The following is a 15,346-nucleotide window of genomic DNA, read 5'->3' as shown; positions in this document are numbered from 1 at the left end:
CACACGCCCTATTCGGGCAGGTGGAAATTACCCTCGACCACGGTGACGCATGGTCCGCCGAGCCACACCCGCTCGCCATCCATCCGGCAATGCAGATGCCCGCCCCGGGCGGAGGCCTGGAAAGCGCTCATCGTGTCGCGCCCCAGCCGCTCGGCCCAGAACGGGGCCAGCGCGGCGTGGGCCGATCCGGTCACGCTGTCTTCCGCCACGCCCCAAGCGGGCACGAACACGCGGCTGACGATGTCTGTCTCGTCGCCCGGCGCGGTGCAGATGACCATCCGGTCGATCTTGGCGAGCGCACGCATGTCCGGCTCCAGCGCGCGGACCTCCGCTTCGTTCTCGAGCAGCACGATGGTGGTCTGTTCCGCCCCACTGACCGATTCGAACAACGGCGCGGAGACGTGCAGTGCATTGAGCAGAGAGGGATACTCGCCCTCCTCCACCTTGGTGATCGGCAGCGCGAGCTCATAACCCGATTCGACCCGCCGCACTTCGAGCAGGCCCGCCTTGCGGGTGCGGAAGGTGACAGAATCGCTGTCGCCGCTTTCGTTTCCGAAGCGGTTGGCCGGGTCCAGCAGCACGTGCCCCGCGGCCAGCGTGGCATGGCCGCACAGCGCGACCTCGCTGGTCGGGGTGAACCAGCGCAGCTCCCAGTCGGCCCCGCCGCTGGTATCGCGCACCACGAAGGCGGTTTCCGCGAAATTGTTCTCCTCTGCGATCGCCTGCAGCGTCGCATCCGACAACCACGAGGCGAGCGGCATCACCGCCGCCTGGTTGCCGGCGAAGGGCCGGTTGGCGAAGGCGTCGACGTGCCAGTAAGGCAGCGTGGTCATGGTTTGCTCTCCAGCTTGGCGAACTCGTCTTGCTCGACGAGCGTGTTTCCGGGCTCATCGACATGACCGGCAGGGTCGATGTGGATCAGCAGCTCGGCCTCTGGAAATTCGAGGCCCAGCTCCTGTTCGACCCGGTCGATGATATCGTGAGCCTTCTCAACGGTGTAGTCGCCGGGGAGGTCCACATGAAATTGAACAAAATCGATTCCGCCGCTGGTGCGCGTGCGCAGATCGTGCAGGCGGGCGAGTTCCGGATGGTGCGCTGCGACCTCGACGAAGCGGCGGCGCTTTTCCTCCGGCCATTCGCGATCCATCAGATGATCGACCGCTTCCGAGCCTGCGCGCCATGCGCCCCACAGCAGCCACGCGGCGATCGCGAGGCCGAACAACGGATCCGCCCAGGCCACGCCGATATAGCGATCGAGCACCAGCGCCGCGATCACCGCGAGATTGAGCAGCAGGTCCGACTGGTAATGCACATGATCGGCATGGATCGCGAGCGAGCCCGTCCGCGCGAGAACGTAACGCTGAAAGGCAAGCAGCGCGAAGGTTGCAAGGATCGCGATCACGCTGACCACGATCCCTTCCTGCGCGGCGACCACCCGCTCGCCTTCGACCAGCGCCTGCCCGGATCGCATGGCGATGCCTGCGGCGGACACCGCGATCAGCATCACCTGAAAGATCGCTGCCAGCGCCTCCGCCTTGCCGTGCCCGAAACGGTGGGTGGAACTCGCCGGGCGCGCAGCGACGATGACGCCAAGCAGGGTGACAAGGCTCGCCACCAGATCGAGCGCGCTGTCCGCCAGGCTGCCGAGCAGCGACACCGAACTGGTCTGCCACACCGCCCATAGCTTGAGCGCGACCAGCAGCAGCGCGGTCGAAATCGATGCGATGGCGGCGGCGCGGCCGAGGTTTGCCCTCTCGCTGGCCGACCCGCTCCTCATGGGAACAGCAGCGTGCTCGTCCAGCCGTCGCCCTCGCGCAGGAACACGCGGCGATCGTGCAGGCGGTTGTCGCGGTCGAGCCAGAATTCGATCCGCTCGGCGTGCAGGGTGAACCCGGTCCAGTGCGCGGGCCGCTCCACTTCGCCGCCCGCAAAGCGTGCTTCGGCTTCGTGGTAGCGCGCGACAAAGGCCTCGCGATCCGTGAGCGGGCGCGACTGGTCGGAGGCGACCGCGCCAAGCTGCGCCGGGCGCGAGCGCGAGTGGAAATACTCGTCGGCGGTCGCGTCGCTTACCTGGGTGAGCGGGCCTTCGATGCGGATCTGGCGGCGCAGGCTCTTCCAGTGGAACAGCAGCGCGGCATGCGCATTGGCGCGGATTTCCTCGCCCTTGCGGCTCTGCGCGTTTGTGTAGAAGGTGAACTCGCCCTCGCCGAAGTCCTTCAGCAGCACCATCCGCACCGACGGGCGACCCTCCGGCGTGGCGGTTGCCAGTGCCATTGCGTTCGAATCGTTCGGCTCGCTCGCGCGCGCTTCGGCATACCACTGGTCGAACAGCGCCAGCGGGCCATCCGTGGGCAGCGCGCTGCTGGTGGCGGGCGTATGGGGGGTGTCGCTCATGCCCGGTCCCTAGCCCCGCCCGTGCAGAGCCGCAATTGGCGCATTCATTTGGTAAGGAGTGCTTGGTAAACACCCGGCCATGTCGGCGTTAATCAAGCCCGTGATCCTGTGCGGCGGCGGAGGCACACGCCTCTGGCCGCGCTCTCGCCTTGCCCGGCCCAAACCCTTCCTGCCGCTGCTGGGAGAGCGGACGCTGTTCCAGCAGGCGCTCGACCGGGTGGCAGATCCCGATCAATTCGCGCCTGCGATGGTGGTGGCGGGCGAGCCACACGTGCCGCTGGTGCGCGAGCAGGGCGGCGGAGAGCTTGCGATTATCGCCGAACCGATAGGCCGCAACACCGCGCCCGCGATCGCGCTGGCCGCGCTGCGCGCACCGGAGGGAAGCGTCCTGCTGGTCTGCCCCAGCGACCATTACATTGCCGACGCGCGCGCATTCCGCGAGGCCGCGCGCACCGCAGCACAGCTGGCGCAGCAGGGCTCGCTGGTGGCCTTCGGTATCGAGGCGAGCAAGCCCCACACCGGCTATGGCTACCTTAAGCGGGGGGAAGCGCTCGCAGACGGCTTCCGGCTCGACGCGTTCGTCGAGAAGCCCGACCTTGCCACAGCGCAGCGGTTCCTCGCCGATGGCCGCTATAGCTGGAATGGCGGCATCTTCGCCTTCGGCCGCGACGTATTTCTGGAAGAGCTGCGCAGGCACCGACCGGAAATGGCGGCCCTGTGCGAGGCTGCGGTGGCGCAGGGCGCCGAGGACGGGGCGCTGTTCCGCCCCGATGCCAACGTGTTCGAGACGATCCGCAGCGAATCGATCGATTACGCAGTGATGGAAAACACCGCCCATGCAGCGATGGTCCCCGTCTCCATGGGCTGGTCCGATATCGGCAGCTGGAATGCTCTGCGCGAGGCGCGCGGAGGCGCCTCTCGCGGGCCCTACGAACTGCTCGATTGCAGCGGAGTGATGGTCGACAGCGACGGGCCCCGGGTATCGGTGGTTGGGCTGGACGACGTGATCGTGGTGGTCGACGGCGACGAAATTCTCGTCATGCGGGCCGATGCGGCGCAGGATGTCGGCAAGCTGGACGGAGCCTCTCTCTCATGAGGACGCTCCCGGCCCATCTGGTGCACAAGGTGTGGGGTCGGCAGATGCCGCCTGCGCCTTTCACCAATCCGGGCGAAGAGCCGCTGGGCGAAATATGGTTCGATCCGCCGCCCGAGCTCGACAGCCTGCTGGTCAAATTCATCTTCACCGATGCCGCCCTGTCGGTGCAGGTCCACCCCGACGATGCGCAGGCCCCGGCGGGCCAGCGCGGCAAGAACGAGTGCTGGTACATCCTCGATGCGCAGCCCGGCGCGACCATCGCGGTCGGGCTGGAGCGGACGATGAGCGTGGACGAACTGCGTGCATGCGCGCTCGACGGATCGATCGAGAGCGCGGTGCGGTGGCTCGAAGTGCAGCCGGGCGATTTCGTATCAATCCCCGCCGGCACGATCCACGCGATCGGCCCGGGCATCAGCCTGCTGGAGGTGCAGCAGAACAGCGATGTGACCTATCGCCTGTACGATTACGGGCGCCCGCGCGACCTGCATCTCGAAGAGGCGCTGCGGGTCGCCCGGCGTCAGCCGTTCGACGACGCTCTGCTGACCCGTGCCGGGGAGACGAGCGGTGACTATGCCGAACTCATCGACGGGCCATTTTTCCGGGTCGCGAAACTCACCGGTTCTGCCGCTTTGCCCGAACGGCGTTTCGGGCGCGAGTGCCTGGTCCTGCCGCTGTCCGACGGAGTCACGCTGGACGAACAGCCGCTGCCCGTGGGCAGTTGTACGCTTGCGCGCGGGCTGCGCGGCCTTGCGCTGCGACCCGACGCGAGTGCCATTCTGGTCGAGGAGACCCGCGTTGCAAATGCCTGATTGTGCTGTGCGTAACCCGGCTTATGTCGCCAAGCGCCTTGCGCGGACCCGGTGCGAATTCTAGCTAGCAGCTCATGGCAGACGCTTACGACATCCTCGGCATCGGGCGCAGTGCGTCCGAAAAGGAGATCAAGAGCGCCTATCGCACGCTCGCAAAGCAGCTGCATCCCGACCGCAACAAGGATAATCCCAAGGCGGCCGAGCGCTTTTCCGACATCACCAAGGCCTATGATCTGCTGTCCGACAAGGAACAGCGTGCCCGCTACGATCGCGGCGAGATCGACCTCGAAGGCAATCCGACCAATCCCTTCGGTGGCGGCGGGTTCGGCGGCAGCGGCGCAGGGCCGCGCGGCGGCTATTCGAACCAGGATTTTCGCGGCTTCGGCGGTGAAGACGTGGATCTGGGCGACCTGTTCGAAGGCCTGTTCGGCGGCGGCCGGACCGGGCCGATGGGCGGCGGGAGCGCCAGAGGCGGCGGCTTCGGCTCGCGCAGCGCACCCCCGCGCAAGGGTGCGGACATCGCCTATCGCCTGCGCGTGCCCTTCGTCGATGCGGCAAGGCTGATCGATCAGCGGATCACCCTGTCCGACGGCAAGACGATCGACCTGAAACTGCCCGCCGGGGTCGAGAGCGGCACCCAGATGCGGCTGCGCGGCAAGGGCGAACAGGGGCCCGGCGGCGCAGGCGATGCTCTGGTCACGGTCGAAATCGACAAGCACCCCCATTTCGAACGCGACGGTGACCGCGTCCGGCTCGAACTGCCGATCACGCTGAGCGAGGCGGTTCGCGGCGGCAAGGTCCGCGTGCCCACGGTCGACGGGCCGGTCATGCTGACGATCAAGCCGGGTACCAGCGGCGGCACGACCATGCGCCTGTCGGGCAAGGGCTTCTCCCGCAAGACCGGTGGCCGCGGCGACCAGCTGGTAACGATCCAGATCGTCCTGCCCGAGGATATCGGCCCGCTTCAGCAAGCACTCGAGGGATGGACCGACGCAAGCGATCCACGCGCGGACCTGAGCACCTGAGGTGGCGATGGGCCGCCTCATTCCGCGCCTCAGACAGGCGCTTCCCGACCCTGAAAACCGGCAGATCCACTCGCTGACCCCCGAAGACCGGCGGCGTGAGGCGCAGGCCCTGCGGACCTCGCGCGGCGCGCCGGAACACAAGTATTTCCGCTCCTACGAGGTTGCGCGCCGGGTGCTGGTGGGCACGTTCAACGACGGCTTCCTCTACGCGGGCAACCTTGCCTATCTCGCGATGCTCGCGATCTTTCCCTTCTTCATCACCGGTGCGGCAATCTTCGCCGCGTTCGGCGAGAGCAGCGAGCGCGCGGCCAGCATCAACGCCCTCCTGCTCGCGATGCCGCCGGTTGTGGCGGAGGTGATCGAGCCCGTGGCGCGCAACGTGATCGACGCGCGGCAGGGCTGGCTGCTGTGGGCGGGCGGGCTGCTGGGCCTGTGGACCGTGGGCAGCCTGATCGAAACGATTCGCGACCTGCTGCGCCGGTCCTACGGCACCGAGGCGACCCAGGCCTTTTGGCGGTACCGCCTCGCCTCCACCGGGATCATCATCGCGGCGGTCATCGTGCTGATGCTTTCGCTAATCGCGCAGGTGATGATCGGCACGGCGCAGCAAATCATTGCAGCCTATTTCCCGCCCCTCAGCGATGCGCTGGGCAAGCTGGCACTGGCGCGCTTCGTCCCCGGTTTCGGCCTGTTCGGTTCTTTCTACGCGCTGTTCTACGTGCTGACGCCCGGCCAGTACCGCAAGAAACGCTATCCCAAATGGCCCGGCGCGCTGGCGGTCACCTTATGGTGGGTCGGCGTGACGGTCGCGCTGCCGCAGGTGCTGCGCAGCTTTTTCAGCTACAACCTCACCTATGGTTCGCTCGCCGGAATCATCATCACGCTGCTGTTTTTCTGGCTGGTAGGGCTCGGCGTCGTTATCGGGGCGCAATTGAACGCGGCGCTCGCAGAGACGCCAGAGGAAGAGCGGCTGGCGACGATGAGCGCGCACGAGCCGCGGATCGCGCCAGAGGCGCTGGGATACGAAAAGGAGAAACCATGACCGGTCTGATGGAAGGCAAGCGGGGGCTCATCATGGGGCTCGCCAACGACAAGTCGCTCGCCTGGGGCATCGCCAAGGCCTGCGCCGCGCAGGGCGCGCAGCTGGCTTTCACCTATCAGGGCGAGGCACTGGAAAAGCGGGTCCGCCCGCTGGCCGAGCAGCTCGGCTCGGAAATCGTGTTCCCGTGCGATGTCAGCGACATGGACAATCTGGACACCGCGTTCGAGACGCTCAAGGGCCACTGGGACAGCCTCGATTTCGTGGTCCACGCGATCGGCTTTTCGGACAAGAGCGAGCTGCGCGGCAAATATGTCGACACCAGCCTCGACAATTTCCTCATGACCATGAACATCTCGGCCTATTCGCTGGTCGCGGTGGCCAAGCGTGCGGCGGCGATGATGCCTGATGGCGGCAGCATCCTGACGCTCACCTATTACGGCGCGGAAAAGGTCATCCCGCATTACAACGTGATGGGCGTCGCCAAGGCCGCGCTGGAAACCAGCGTGCAATATCTCGCCAATGATCTGGGGCCGGACAACATTCGGGTGAACGCGATCAGCGCGGGGCCGATCAAGACGCTGGCCGCCAGCGGGATCGGCGATTTCCGCTACATCCTCAAGTGGAACGAGCTCAACTCCCCGCTCCGCCGCAATGTCACGATCGAAGATGTCGGTGGCTCGGGCCTCTATTTCCTGAGCGATCTGTCATCGGGCGTCACCGGCGAGGTCCACCATGTCGACGCGGGCTACCACGTCGTCGGGATGAAGCAGGAAGACGCGCCCGATATCGCGCTCGGCTAGCTTCCCTGGGCCAGATCCCGGGGCTAGATCCCGGGGAGGTCGCCGAAGCCTTCGATCTCACGAATACAGGCAAGCGCGACCTTCGCCTTGGCCGGGCGGGTAGGCATTAATTGCTCGGCCAGCGATTCGCGATCCTGCGCCAGTTCGCTCGCGCTCTTTTGCGCTTCGCGTGCCTGGGTCTGCACCCGCTTGTCGAACAGCTCGAGCAACTGCCCCATCGCCGCCTGCTGCGTCTGGTCGAGCTGGGCGGAATTGCGATAGGGGCCCAGCACGGTGTCGGTCGCCACATCGCACAGCACCGCCTGGGTATAGGGGCTGTCCGAATAGGTCAGCGCAGACGCGTTGCCGATCGAGAGCGCCTGGGCAGCCTTCTTTTGCGCCGCTGGAATTTCACGACCGGCGAAGCTATCGACCTTGTACGGCTCGATGGTCTCCTGGCCGCATGCCTGACATCCCAAGGCTGCAACCAGCAGCATGATTCGCTTGATCATTGAAACTTCCCTAAAGACGCGCGTCGCATACCCCGGACGGAAACAATTTCAAAATGAAGCGCAATGTTCTGAAATCCTGGCTTCCGTTCGAACGTAGCGGCGGCCCGGAAAGCCTCGCCTTCGTGTGCCTGCTGGTTTTGCTCGCCATTGTCTGGCTGGCCGGCGGCGCGTCGCGCGCCGATGCGCTGGGCCAGATGGTTACCCGCGTGGGCACCTGGGCCGTGCTGGTGTTCTTCGTGCTCAAGGCTCGGCCGACGCACTTCAAGCTGGGCATGCCGCTGATCCTGCTCGCCGGCGCAGCGCTGCTGGTCGCGGTGCAGCTGATCCCCCTGCCGCCGGGATTGTGGACCGCCATGCCGGGGCGCGACCTGTTTCTGGACGCCGCCGATGTCGCCGGGCTTGGCACACAGCCATGGCGGCCGATCAGCCTTTCGCCTCCGGGTACGATGAACGCCTTGATGTCGCTGGTAGTACCGGTCGCAGCGGTCGCCTTCGCTGCCTACCTGCCCGAAAAGGCGCAGTGGCGCATCGTACAGGCTCTGATTGTTATGGCTGTGCTCTCACTGCTTGTCGGGCTCGGAGAATTTTCCGGCATCAGCCTCGACCACCCGCTGATCAACGACAGCGCGGGCGAGGCAAGCGGGGTGTTCGCCAACCGCAACCATCAGGCGCTGATGCTCGCCATGGCGATTGTCGCCGTGTTTTTCGTCGCGGCGCGCGGCGTTCGCCGGGGCCATTTCTCTCCCGCTTTCGCGCTGGGCGGTGGCGGGCTCTCCATCGTGCTGATGGTGCTGGTGATCCTCGCCACGGGGTCGCGCGCCGGTCTGGCACTTGGCGCGCTTGCACTGGTGGCGGGCGCCTCGGTCTTTGTCATCCCGGGCGGCAATGCGCCGAAGATTCCACGATCCGCGCTGCTTGTGGGCGCGGCGATCCTGATCGGCCTGGTTGTCGCGAGCGTCGTGCTCGGACGGGCAGAGTCCTTCGAAAGATTGGGCTCCGCATCGATCTCCGGCGATGCGCGCGAAGATCTCTCCGGGGTGGTGTCGATGATGGCTGCCACATTCGCCCCCGTGGGCAGCGGCTTCGGCACTTTCGATCCGGTCTTCCGCATCGCCGAGCCCGACGCGATGCTCCAGTTCCGCTATTACAACCTTGCGCATAATGATTTCCTGCAGGTGGTGCTCGAAGGCGGTGTACTGGGAGCACTGCTGCTGGTGGTGGGGATCGGCTGGTGGGCCTATGCCAGCGTGCGCGCATGGATTGCCGGGCGCGGGCTGGCGGTGCTGGGATCGTGGATGCTGCTGCTGGTGTTCGCGGCCAGCTTCGTCGATTACCCCGCGCGCACGCCGATCATCATGGCGCTGGGCGCGATCGCGGCGGTCTGGCTGGCGGGCGGATACCCGCGCGAAGAGCGCATCGCCGGCAGCGGAAAATCCGGTTCAGGCAAGCGCAAGTCCGGCGGTGGCACCCGGCGGCGAAACACGAACCCTTCCCAATGAGCACTTTACCGGAATAGCGTTTAGGCCTATCTGCGCCGCCAGTCTGGGGGCGCATCGGGTCTGCCCGGATTTCTTCCACTCGACCATTCACGCCAGAGGCAGATAATGCATCGATTGATATTGCTATTGTGTGTGCTGGTTTTGTCGGGGTGCGGTTCTCGTGAGCCGTTGGTATCGACGGACCGTATGACGGTGGTGGAGGCTGCGGATGGGCTGCCTATTCCCAATCGGGATGATCTAGTGGCGCCGGATCGTCCTGCGCTGATTGGTCCGCTGGACACGATCCGGATCGAGGTATTCAACTATCCCGAGTTCACGCGCGATGTGCAGGTGGATGCGAGCGGGCGGATTGCGCTGCCGTTTCTGGGCACGGTCGAGGCTGGCGGCAAGACCGCGGGCGAGCTGGCGATGGATGTGGAGCGGGCGCTGGATGCGCGTTACGTGCGCGATCCGGAGGTGACGGTGAACATCGTCAACTCGGTCAGCCAGGTGGTGACCGTGTCGGGCGAGGTCGAGACCCCGGGCCTGTATCCGGTGACCAACCAGACGACGCTGCTGCGTGCGATCGCGGCGGCGCGCGGGACGAGCGAGTTTGCGCGCAAGGACGAGGTGGTGATCCTGCGCACGGTCAACGGCCGGCGGATGGCCGGGCTCTACAGCCTTGAGGCGATCGAGCGCGGGCTGTACGACGACCCCGCGATTTACGCCAACGACATCGTGGTGGTGGGCGACTCCCCCCAGCGACGTCTGTTCCGCGACTTCCTGACGGTGGCGCCGCTGCTGGCATCGCCGCTGGTCACGATTTTGCAGTAGGTTTTTCCGGGCGCGCGCAATCGTGCGCCTGCAACAAGGTTTTAGCCGAGCATGAACATCCAGGCCTCCCGGTTCGGCAGCGAGTCCGGCCCTTCCGACCAGCCCCCGCAGGGTGGCGGCAATCCGCTGGGCGTGCAGGCGGGCCAGCCGGGCGAGGGCGATGGGCCCTCGATCGTGCAGCATTACCTGCGGATCGCGCAGCGCTGGCGCTGGCTGATCCTGGGTTCGATCGCGGCCTGCGTTGCGCTGGGCCTGGTCGCGACCCTGCTGATGACCCCGCAATACACCGCCACCGCGACGATCGAGATCTCGCGCGAAGGCAGCCAGGTGACCAACTTCGAAGGGGTCGAGCGCGAGGTCTCCATCTCCGACCAGGAGTTCTACCAGACCCAGTACGGCCTGCTGCGCGCGCGCACCCTGGCCGAGCGGGTGGCAGGCCAGCTGGGCCTGATCGACAATCCCGAGTTCTTCGCATCCTACGGCGTGGAAGGCGGAGACGACCCCGCCTTCGCGCTCGATAACGGGCGCTACACCGCGCAGGGCCGCCAGGACCGTCAGCGGATCGCGGGCGAGATCCTGCTCGCCAATATCAGCGTTGCGCCCGCGCGCCTCTCGCGGCTGGTCGACATCAGCTTTACCGGGCCCGATCCCGCCTTTGCCGCGCGGGTCTCGAACAGCTGGGCGGAAAACTTCATCCAGTCCAACCTCGAGCGCAAGGTCCAGGCGACCTCCTACGGGCGCGACCAGCTGCAGGCGCAGCTGGCCGACTACAAGGAACGCCTCGATGAGTCCCAGCGCCAGCTGGTGACCTACGCCTCGAGCGAGGAGATCATCAACCTGCCCGCACAGCCCGGGGCCGACGGGCGCACGCAGGAACGCTCGATCGTGGCCGACGATCTGGCCGCGCTCAACGCCGCGCTGACCGAGGCGACCGCCGACCGGATCCAGGCCGAGGCGCGCGCACGCCAGGCGGGCGGCGGCTCCTCCTCCACCGAATCGCTGTCCAACCCGGCGATCAACAACTTGCGCGAGAAGCGCGCCGATCTGGCCGGCCAGTACGAGCTTTTGATGGTCCGGTTCGAGCCGGGCTATCCGCAGGCGCGCGCGCTGCAATCGCAGATCGACGAGCTCGACCGGGCGATCGCACGCGAGGAAGCGCGCGTCTCGGGCTCGCTGCAGGGCGATTACCGCGCCGCGCTGGAGCGCGAACAGACGCTCCAGGCGCGGGTCAATCGCCTCAAGGCGGACTATCTCGACCTGCGTCGCCGCTCGATCCAGTACAATATCTACCAGCAGGAGGTGGATACCAACCGCGCGCTCTATGACGGGCTGCTGCAGCGCTTCAAGGAGATCGGCGTTGCCGGCGGGGTCGGGGTCAACAATGTCTCGATCATCGATCCGGCCGATGTCCCGCAGGCCCCCTCCAGCCCCAACCTGCTGATGAACATCCTGCTCTCGCTGATCGTGGGCGCGGGTCTGGGCGCGGCGCTGGCCTTCCTGCTCGAACAGATCGACGAGGCGATCACCGATCCCACGGAGGTGCGCCGCAAGCTCGGCCTGCCGCTGCTGGGCACGATCCCCACGGTTGCCGAGGGGCGTCCGGACGAGGCGCTGCTCGATCGCAAGTCGAGCCTGGTCGATGCCTATCTCGCCGCGTTCACCAACCTGGGCTTCACCACCGAACACGGCGTGCCGCGCTCGTTCGCGGTCACCTCGACCCGGCCTGCGGAAGGCAAGTCGACCAGTTCGCTGGCGCTTGCCACCACGCTGGCGCGTGCGGGCAAGAGCGTGATCCTGGTCGATGGCGACATGCGCTCACCCTCGGTCCACCAGCTGGGCGGGGTCGATCACGATCGCGGCCTGTCCAACTTCCTCGCCGGCGACGACGAGATCGAGACCATGACCTTCCCGATGACCCACCTGGGGTTCACCGCGATGTCGGCCGGTCCGATCCCGCCCAACGCCGCCGAACTGCTGACCGGCAACCGCCTCGACCTGCTGATGCGCCGCCTGCTGGAAACCTACGACCATGTCGTGATCGACTCGCCACCGGTCATGGGCCTCGCCGACGCGCCGCTCATCGCAACCCATGTCGAAGGCGTGCTCTACGTGGTCGAATCCCACAATATCCGCGCCGGCCTCGTCAAGAACGCCATCGGACGCCTGAACTCCGCCAACATCCGCATCTTCGGCGCCCTCCTCACCAAGTTCGAAGCCAAGAAATCCGCCTACGGTTATTCCTACGGCTACGAATACGGATACTCATACGGCAAGGAGGACGAAGGCAAGAGTGCCTGACGCCAAACCAGCTCGCACCGCGAAAGCGAGTGCCTCGGCCGCGGGTGGAGCTTCCGCGTCCGGTTTTTCGCTGCCGCTGGGCAGACGGACCCGTTACGTCATTGCTGCCCTCGCAGTGCTGAGCGGCGTGGCCAGCGGGGTCTATTCGCTGGGTTCGGCGATGGCGCGACGGTCGATCGATCTCGCCTATGCGGTCGATCCGTCCAATCCAGTGATCGCGGGCCGCTTTGCCCTCTCCGAGGTGTCAAACCCGATCCAAGGTGATCGTCCGACCAATTTTCGCGAAGTCGCGGCGCGCGCGCTGGAGCAAGACCCGACTGCGGTCGACGCTGCGGTCGCGATCGGCCTTGCGAGCCAGCTCAACAACCAACCGGCACAAACCGACGAAGCATTCGCCTATGCGCTGCGGATGTCGCGCCGCGAGACCCGCGCGCATATCTGGGCGATCGAGCAGGCGGCCATGCGGGGCGACATCCGCGGCGCGCTGGAGCACTACGACCTCGCGCTTCGGACCGAAGAGAACGCAACCGACGTCCTCTTCCCGACGCTGGCCAGTGCGGCGAGCGAGCCGCTGGTGCGCAAGGAACTCATCCGCCTGTTTCGCAGCAACCCACCATGGGGTCAGAACTTCATCAACGTTGCGGCGATGAGCGCCAGTAACCCCAAGGATATCGCGCTGCTGGTCGAAGAACTGCGGCGTGCGGGCACCAAGATCGCCTATCCCGCCGATCAGCTGCTTGCGACCAACCTGTACAACCGGGGCTTCCGCCAGGACGCCTGGGATTACTACACCAGCCGGATCAACCGGAAGCCAGGCACGATCCGGCCCTTCAGCCAGACGCGGGCCTATTCGACATCCTTCGACTGGAAGCTGGACGAACCGACGGGCATCCTGCCCACGATTATCCGTTCGGGGGACGATTACGTCCTCGACGTGAGCAAGGTCCCATCATCATCGGGTGCGGTCGCCAGTCAGGCATTGCGGCTCGCCCCGGGCCGCTATCGCCTTGCGGGCAGCTTCGAGGCGCCGCAGGGAAGCGATCGTTCCGCCTATCGCTGGGAAATCGCCTGCACGGATGGCCAGCCCTTCGCGATGGTGGACCTCGCCGAAGGACAGGGCACGCAGGCCTATCGCACAGCCTTCACCGTGCCCGCCGACTGCCCGCAGCAGACGCTGACGCTCACGGCGCGCCAGTCGAGCGGATTCCAGGCACAGAACACGTCCTTCGCCAGCCCCACGATCACGCGGGTCGGCGCGGGCTCTAACTGAGCGGGGGAAGCCCGGCGCGCAGCCGCTCGATCAGCGCGGCACCTTCCGCCGTGCCTTCCTCGGGCGACCAGTCGGCAGGCTCCTTCGCCAGTTCGGGCCGGAACGGGCCCTGCTTCACTTCGAGCAGGATCGCGCCATCATCCAGCGCGACCACCGTGTGCCATGCCTCGGGCGGCAGGGTAATGCCGAAAGGCGCATCGCCGTGCTCGCCGAAAATCTTGCTGGACAGGACCTCTCCCGCATCGTCGAATACGAAACAGGCAAAGGTTCCGCGCAGCGCACTCAGATGCTCGACTTTCGGATCGAGGCTATGGCGGTGCGGGCGGATGTAGCTGTCGGGCGCAACCGCATTGACCATCATCTGCACCGGGTCGGAGTGGTCGGCGTGGATGCAATAGTGCATCCGCCGCCGGTCGGACCGGAGCGCCGCCTCGCTCAACTCGTCGAGGAAGGCAGGGGTGAGATCGGCGAGATTAGGCATGCTGTCGCTCCACAGTCGTCTTGTCACCAAGTTCGACAATCCATTCTTCCAGACTGGCGATTAACGCAGCGCGGTTGAAATGGGCCTGCGCGTAGGCACGCCCGTTCCTGCCAAGCTCGGCGCGCTCTTCACGCGACATGCGCATCATTGTGCGGACATTGTCTGCCAGCGTGCAATAGTCGCCGGCGGGTGCAGTCATCCCGGCTTCGGCCTCACGAATGACGCGCCCGCCTTCGCCGTTGAACATGCCGAGCAGCGGGCGGCCGGAGGCGAGGTAGGACTGGACCTTGCCGGGGATGGTCATCGACCAGATCGGCTCGTCACGCAGCGTCACCAGCAGCGCGTCGGCGGCGCTGAAAAAGGATGGCATGCGTTCGAGCGGGTGACGGCCCGCGAAGATCACCTTGTCCCCCAGCCCGCGCTTGGCGACCTCGGCGCGCGCATCTTCGCCCGCACGCCCGTCGCCCACGATGATCCAGCGCAGGCCCGGCTCGTCACGCAGCACGTCGGCTGCTTCGATGATCGCCGGAATGTCCTGTGCCTGGCCCAGATTACCGGCGAACATCACCTTGAAGTCATCCGCATAGGGAGAGAGCTCGGGCGGAGGGGCGAGCCCGTCGACCGCGTTCTGAAACACGGGCTCGGGCCAGCCGGGGAAATAACGGATCGTGTCCGTGCCGCCCGCATAGCGCTCGACATTGTCGTAGAAGGCGCGCGACTGGACGAGGATGCGGGCGCAGCGCTTGTAGATGAAGCTGACCAGCTTGCCGACCAGCCCCAGCAGCGCGGGCGATTTGACCACCCCGATGGCGGAGAGCGTATCGGGCCACAGGTCGAGGACCCACATCAGCACCGGCGCGCGCTTGCGCCAGCCGATCCACAGCGCGGGCAGCGCCGAGGTGATCGGCGAGGTCTGGAAGACGAAGATCGCGTCGAAGCGCTGACCGCGCAGCTTGCCTGGGCCGAAGATCGTGCCTGAAAGTGCAAAGCTAATATAGTTGAGCATCAGCTTCAGGCTGCTGTTCCCGCGCGGAATCACCGGCACGCGGTGCACCGGGGCTCCTTCGAAGCTGGCGTATTTCTCGGGATTCTCGCGGAAGTCGGGGAAGACCTCGCCATCCGGATAGTTCGGCAGGCCGGTCAGCACGGTGACCTCATGGCCGCGCGCGATCAGTTCGCTGGCGAGGTCGTTCACCCGGAAACCCTCGGGCCAGAAATACTGGCTGAGGATGAGAATCTTCAGCTTGCGGGCGTCATCCGCGGGGACATCAGCCGCTCCTTGGGCCGCCGGATGGCGGATATCGTTCATCGCTTGCCCCCTTTGCGTG

The 15,346-nt window shown here is 66.1% G+C and carries 15 protein-coding genes; 9 read left to right on the top strand and 6 right to left on the bottom strand.

Going from position 1 to position 15,346, the window contains the following annotated elements; all coding sequences use genetic code 11:
- Positions 1–8: 8 nt before the first annotated feature.
- Genes VO57_003120 through pdxH form a run of 3 tightly spaced genes read right to left on the bottom strand, consistent with a single transcriptional unit; the run spans position 9 to position 2,394 of the window.
- Positions 9–833 carry a PhzF family phenazine biosynthesis protein gene (locus VO57_003120; GenBank protein ID XBL70346.1) on the bottom strand — a complete coding sequence of 275 codons (825 nt, stop codon included), beginning with the start codon at positions 831–833 and terminating at the stop codon, positions 9–11.
- Positions 830–1,777, bottom strand: coding sequence for a cation diffusion facilitator family transporter (locus tag VO57_003115; GenBank protein XBL70345.1), 948 nt, complete (start codon positions 1,775–1,777; stop codon positions 830–832). Before VO57_003115 ends, VO57_003120 begins: the two co-directional genes overlap by 4 nt.
- The gene (gene pdxH / locus VO57_003110; protein ID XBL70344.1) at positions 1,774–2,394 is read right to left on the bottom strand and encodes a pyridoxamine 5'-phosphate oxidase; all 621 of its coding nucleotides are present in this window, start codon (positions 2,392–2,394) and stop codon (positions 1,774–1,776) included. Before pdxH ends, VO57_003115 begins: the two co-directional genes overlap by 4 nt.
- A 79-nt stretch (positions 2,395–2,473) precedes the next feature.
- On the opposite strand from pdxH, the gene VO57_003105 reads away from it, so the two are divergent.
- The 5 genes from VO57_003105 to fabI all read left to right on the top strand — a co-directional run bounded on the left by VO57_003105 (position 2,474) and on the right by fabI (position 7,166).
- Positions 2,474–3,490 (top strand): mannose-1-phosphate guanylyltransferase, encoded by a 1,017-nt coding sequence (locus VO57_003105; GenBank protein ID XBL70343.1) that lies wholly within the window; start codon positions 2,474–2,476, stop codon positions 3,488–3,490.
- The gene (locus VO57_003100; GenBank protein ID XBL70342.1) at positions 3,487–4,299 is read left to right on the top strand and encodes a class I mannose-6-phosphate isomerase; all 813 of its coding nucleotides are present in this window, start codon (positions 3,487–3,489) and stop codon (positions 4,297–4,299) included. Before VO57_003105 ends, VO57_003100 begins: the two co-directional genes overlap by 4 nt.
- Positions 4,300–4,373: 74 nt before the next feature.
- Positions 4,374–5,324 carry a J domain-containing protein gene (locus VO57_003095; protein ID XBL70341.1) on the top strand — a complete coding sequence of 317 codons (951 nt, stop codon included), beginning with the start codon at positions 4,374–4,376 and terminating at the stop codon, positions 5,322–5,324.
- 7 nt (positions 5,325–5,331) lie between these two features.
- On the top strand, positions 5,332–6,366 hold the full coding sequence (locus VO57_003090; protein XBL70340.1) for a YihY/virulence factor BrkB family protein: 1,035 nt from the start codon (positions 5,332–5,334) through the stop codon (positions 6,364–6,366).
- Positions 6,363–7,166 (top strand): enoyl-ACP reductase FabI, encoded by an 804-nt coding sequence (gene fabI / locus VO57_003085; GenBank protein ID XBL70339.1) that lies wholly within the window; start codon positions 6,363–6,365, stop codon positions 7,164–7,166. Before VO57_003090 ends, fabI begins: the two co-directional genes overlap by 4 nt.
- A gap of 23 nt (positions 7,167–7,189) precedes the next feature.
- On the opposite strand, the gene VO57_003080 is transcribed toward fabI, so the two are convergent.
- Entirely contained in the window at positions 7,190–7,657 is a 468-nt protein-coding gene (locus tag VO57_003080) for a hypothetical protein (protein XBL70338.1), read from the bottom strand.
- Positions 7,658–7,710: 53 nt separating this feature from the next.
- On the opposite strand from VO57_003080, the gene VO57_003075 reads away from it, so the two are divergent.
- From VO57_003075 to VO57_003060, 4 genes are all read left to right on the top strand, one after another.
- Positions 7,711–9,156, top strand: coding sequence for an O-antigen ligase family protein (locus tag VO57_003075; GenBank protein ID XBL70337.1), 1,446 nt, complete (start codon positions 7,711–7,713; stop codon positions 9,154–9,156).
- A gap of 240 nt (positions 9,157–9,396) precedes the next feature.
- Complete coding sequence (locus VO57_003070; protein XBL70336.1) at positions 9,397–9,969, top strand: polysaccharide biosynthesis/export family protein; 573 nt, start codon at positions 9,397–9,399, stop codon at positions 9,967–9,969.
- Positions 9,970–10,020: 51 nt separating this feature from the next.
- On the top strand, positions 10,021–12,267 hold the full coding sequence (locus VO57_003065) for a polysaccharide biosynthesis tyrosine autokinase (protein ID XBL70335.1): 2,247 nt from the start codon (positions 10,021–10,023) through the stop codon (positions 12,265–12,267).
- Positions 12,260–13,537, top strand: a complete 1,278-nt coding sequence (locus VO57_003060) for a hypothetical protein (protein ID XBL70334.1) — start codon at positions 12,260–12,262, stop codon at positions 13,535–13,537. Before VO57_003065 ends, VO57_003060 begins: the two co-directional genes overlap by 8 nt.
- On the opposite strand, the gene VO57_003055 is transcribed toward VO57_003060, so the two are convergent.
- Entirely contained in the window at positions 13,530–14,018 is a 489-nt protein-coding gene (locus tag VO57_003055) for a WbuC family cupin fold metalloprotein (protein ID XBL70333.1), read from the bottom strand. The two genes, VO57_003060 and VO57_003055, sit on opposite strands and share 8 nt — an antisense overlap.
- A complete protein-coding gene (locus tag VO57_003050) occupies positions 14,011–15,327 on the bottom strand; it encodes a glycosyltransferase family 4 protein (protein ID XBL70332.1) in 1,317 nt (438 codons plus the stop codon). The genes VO57_003055 and VO57_003050 overlap by 8 nt, the downstream gene beginning before the upstream one ends.
- Positions 15,328–15,346 lie beyond the last annotated feature (19 nt).

This window comes from Citromicrobium bathyomarinum (genome assembly GCA_001306305.2).
Classification (GTDB): domain Bacteria; phylum Pseudomonadota; class Alphaproteobacteria; order Sphingomonadales; family Sphingomonadaceae; genus Alteriqipengyuania; species Alteriqipengyuania bathyomarina.
This window is presented reverse-complemented; position numbering and strand designations above follow the sequence as displayed.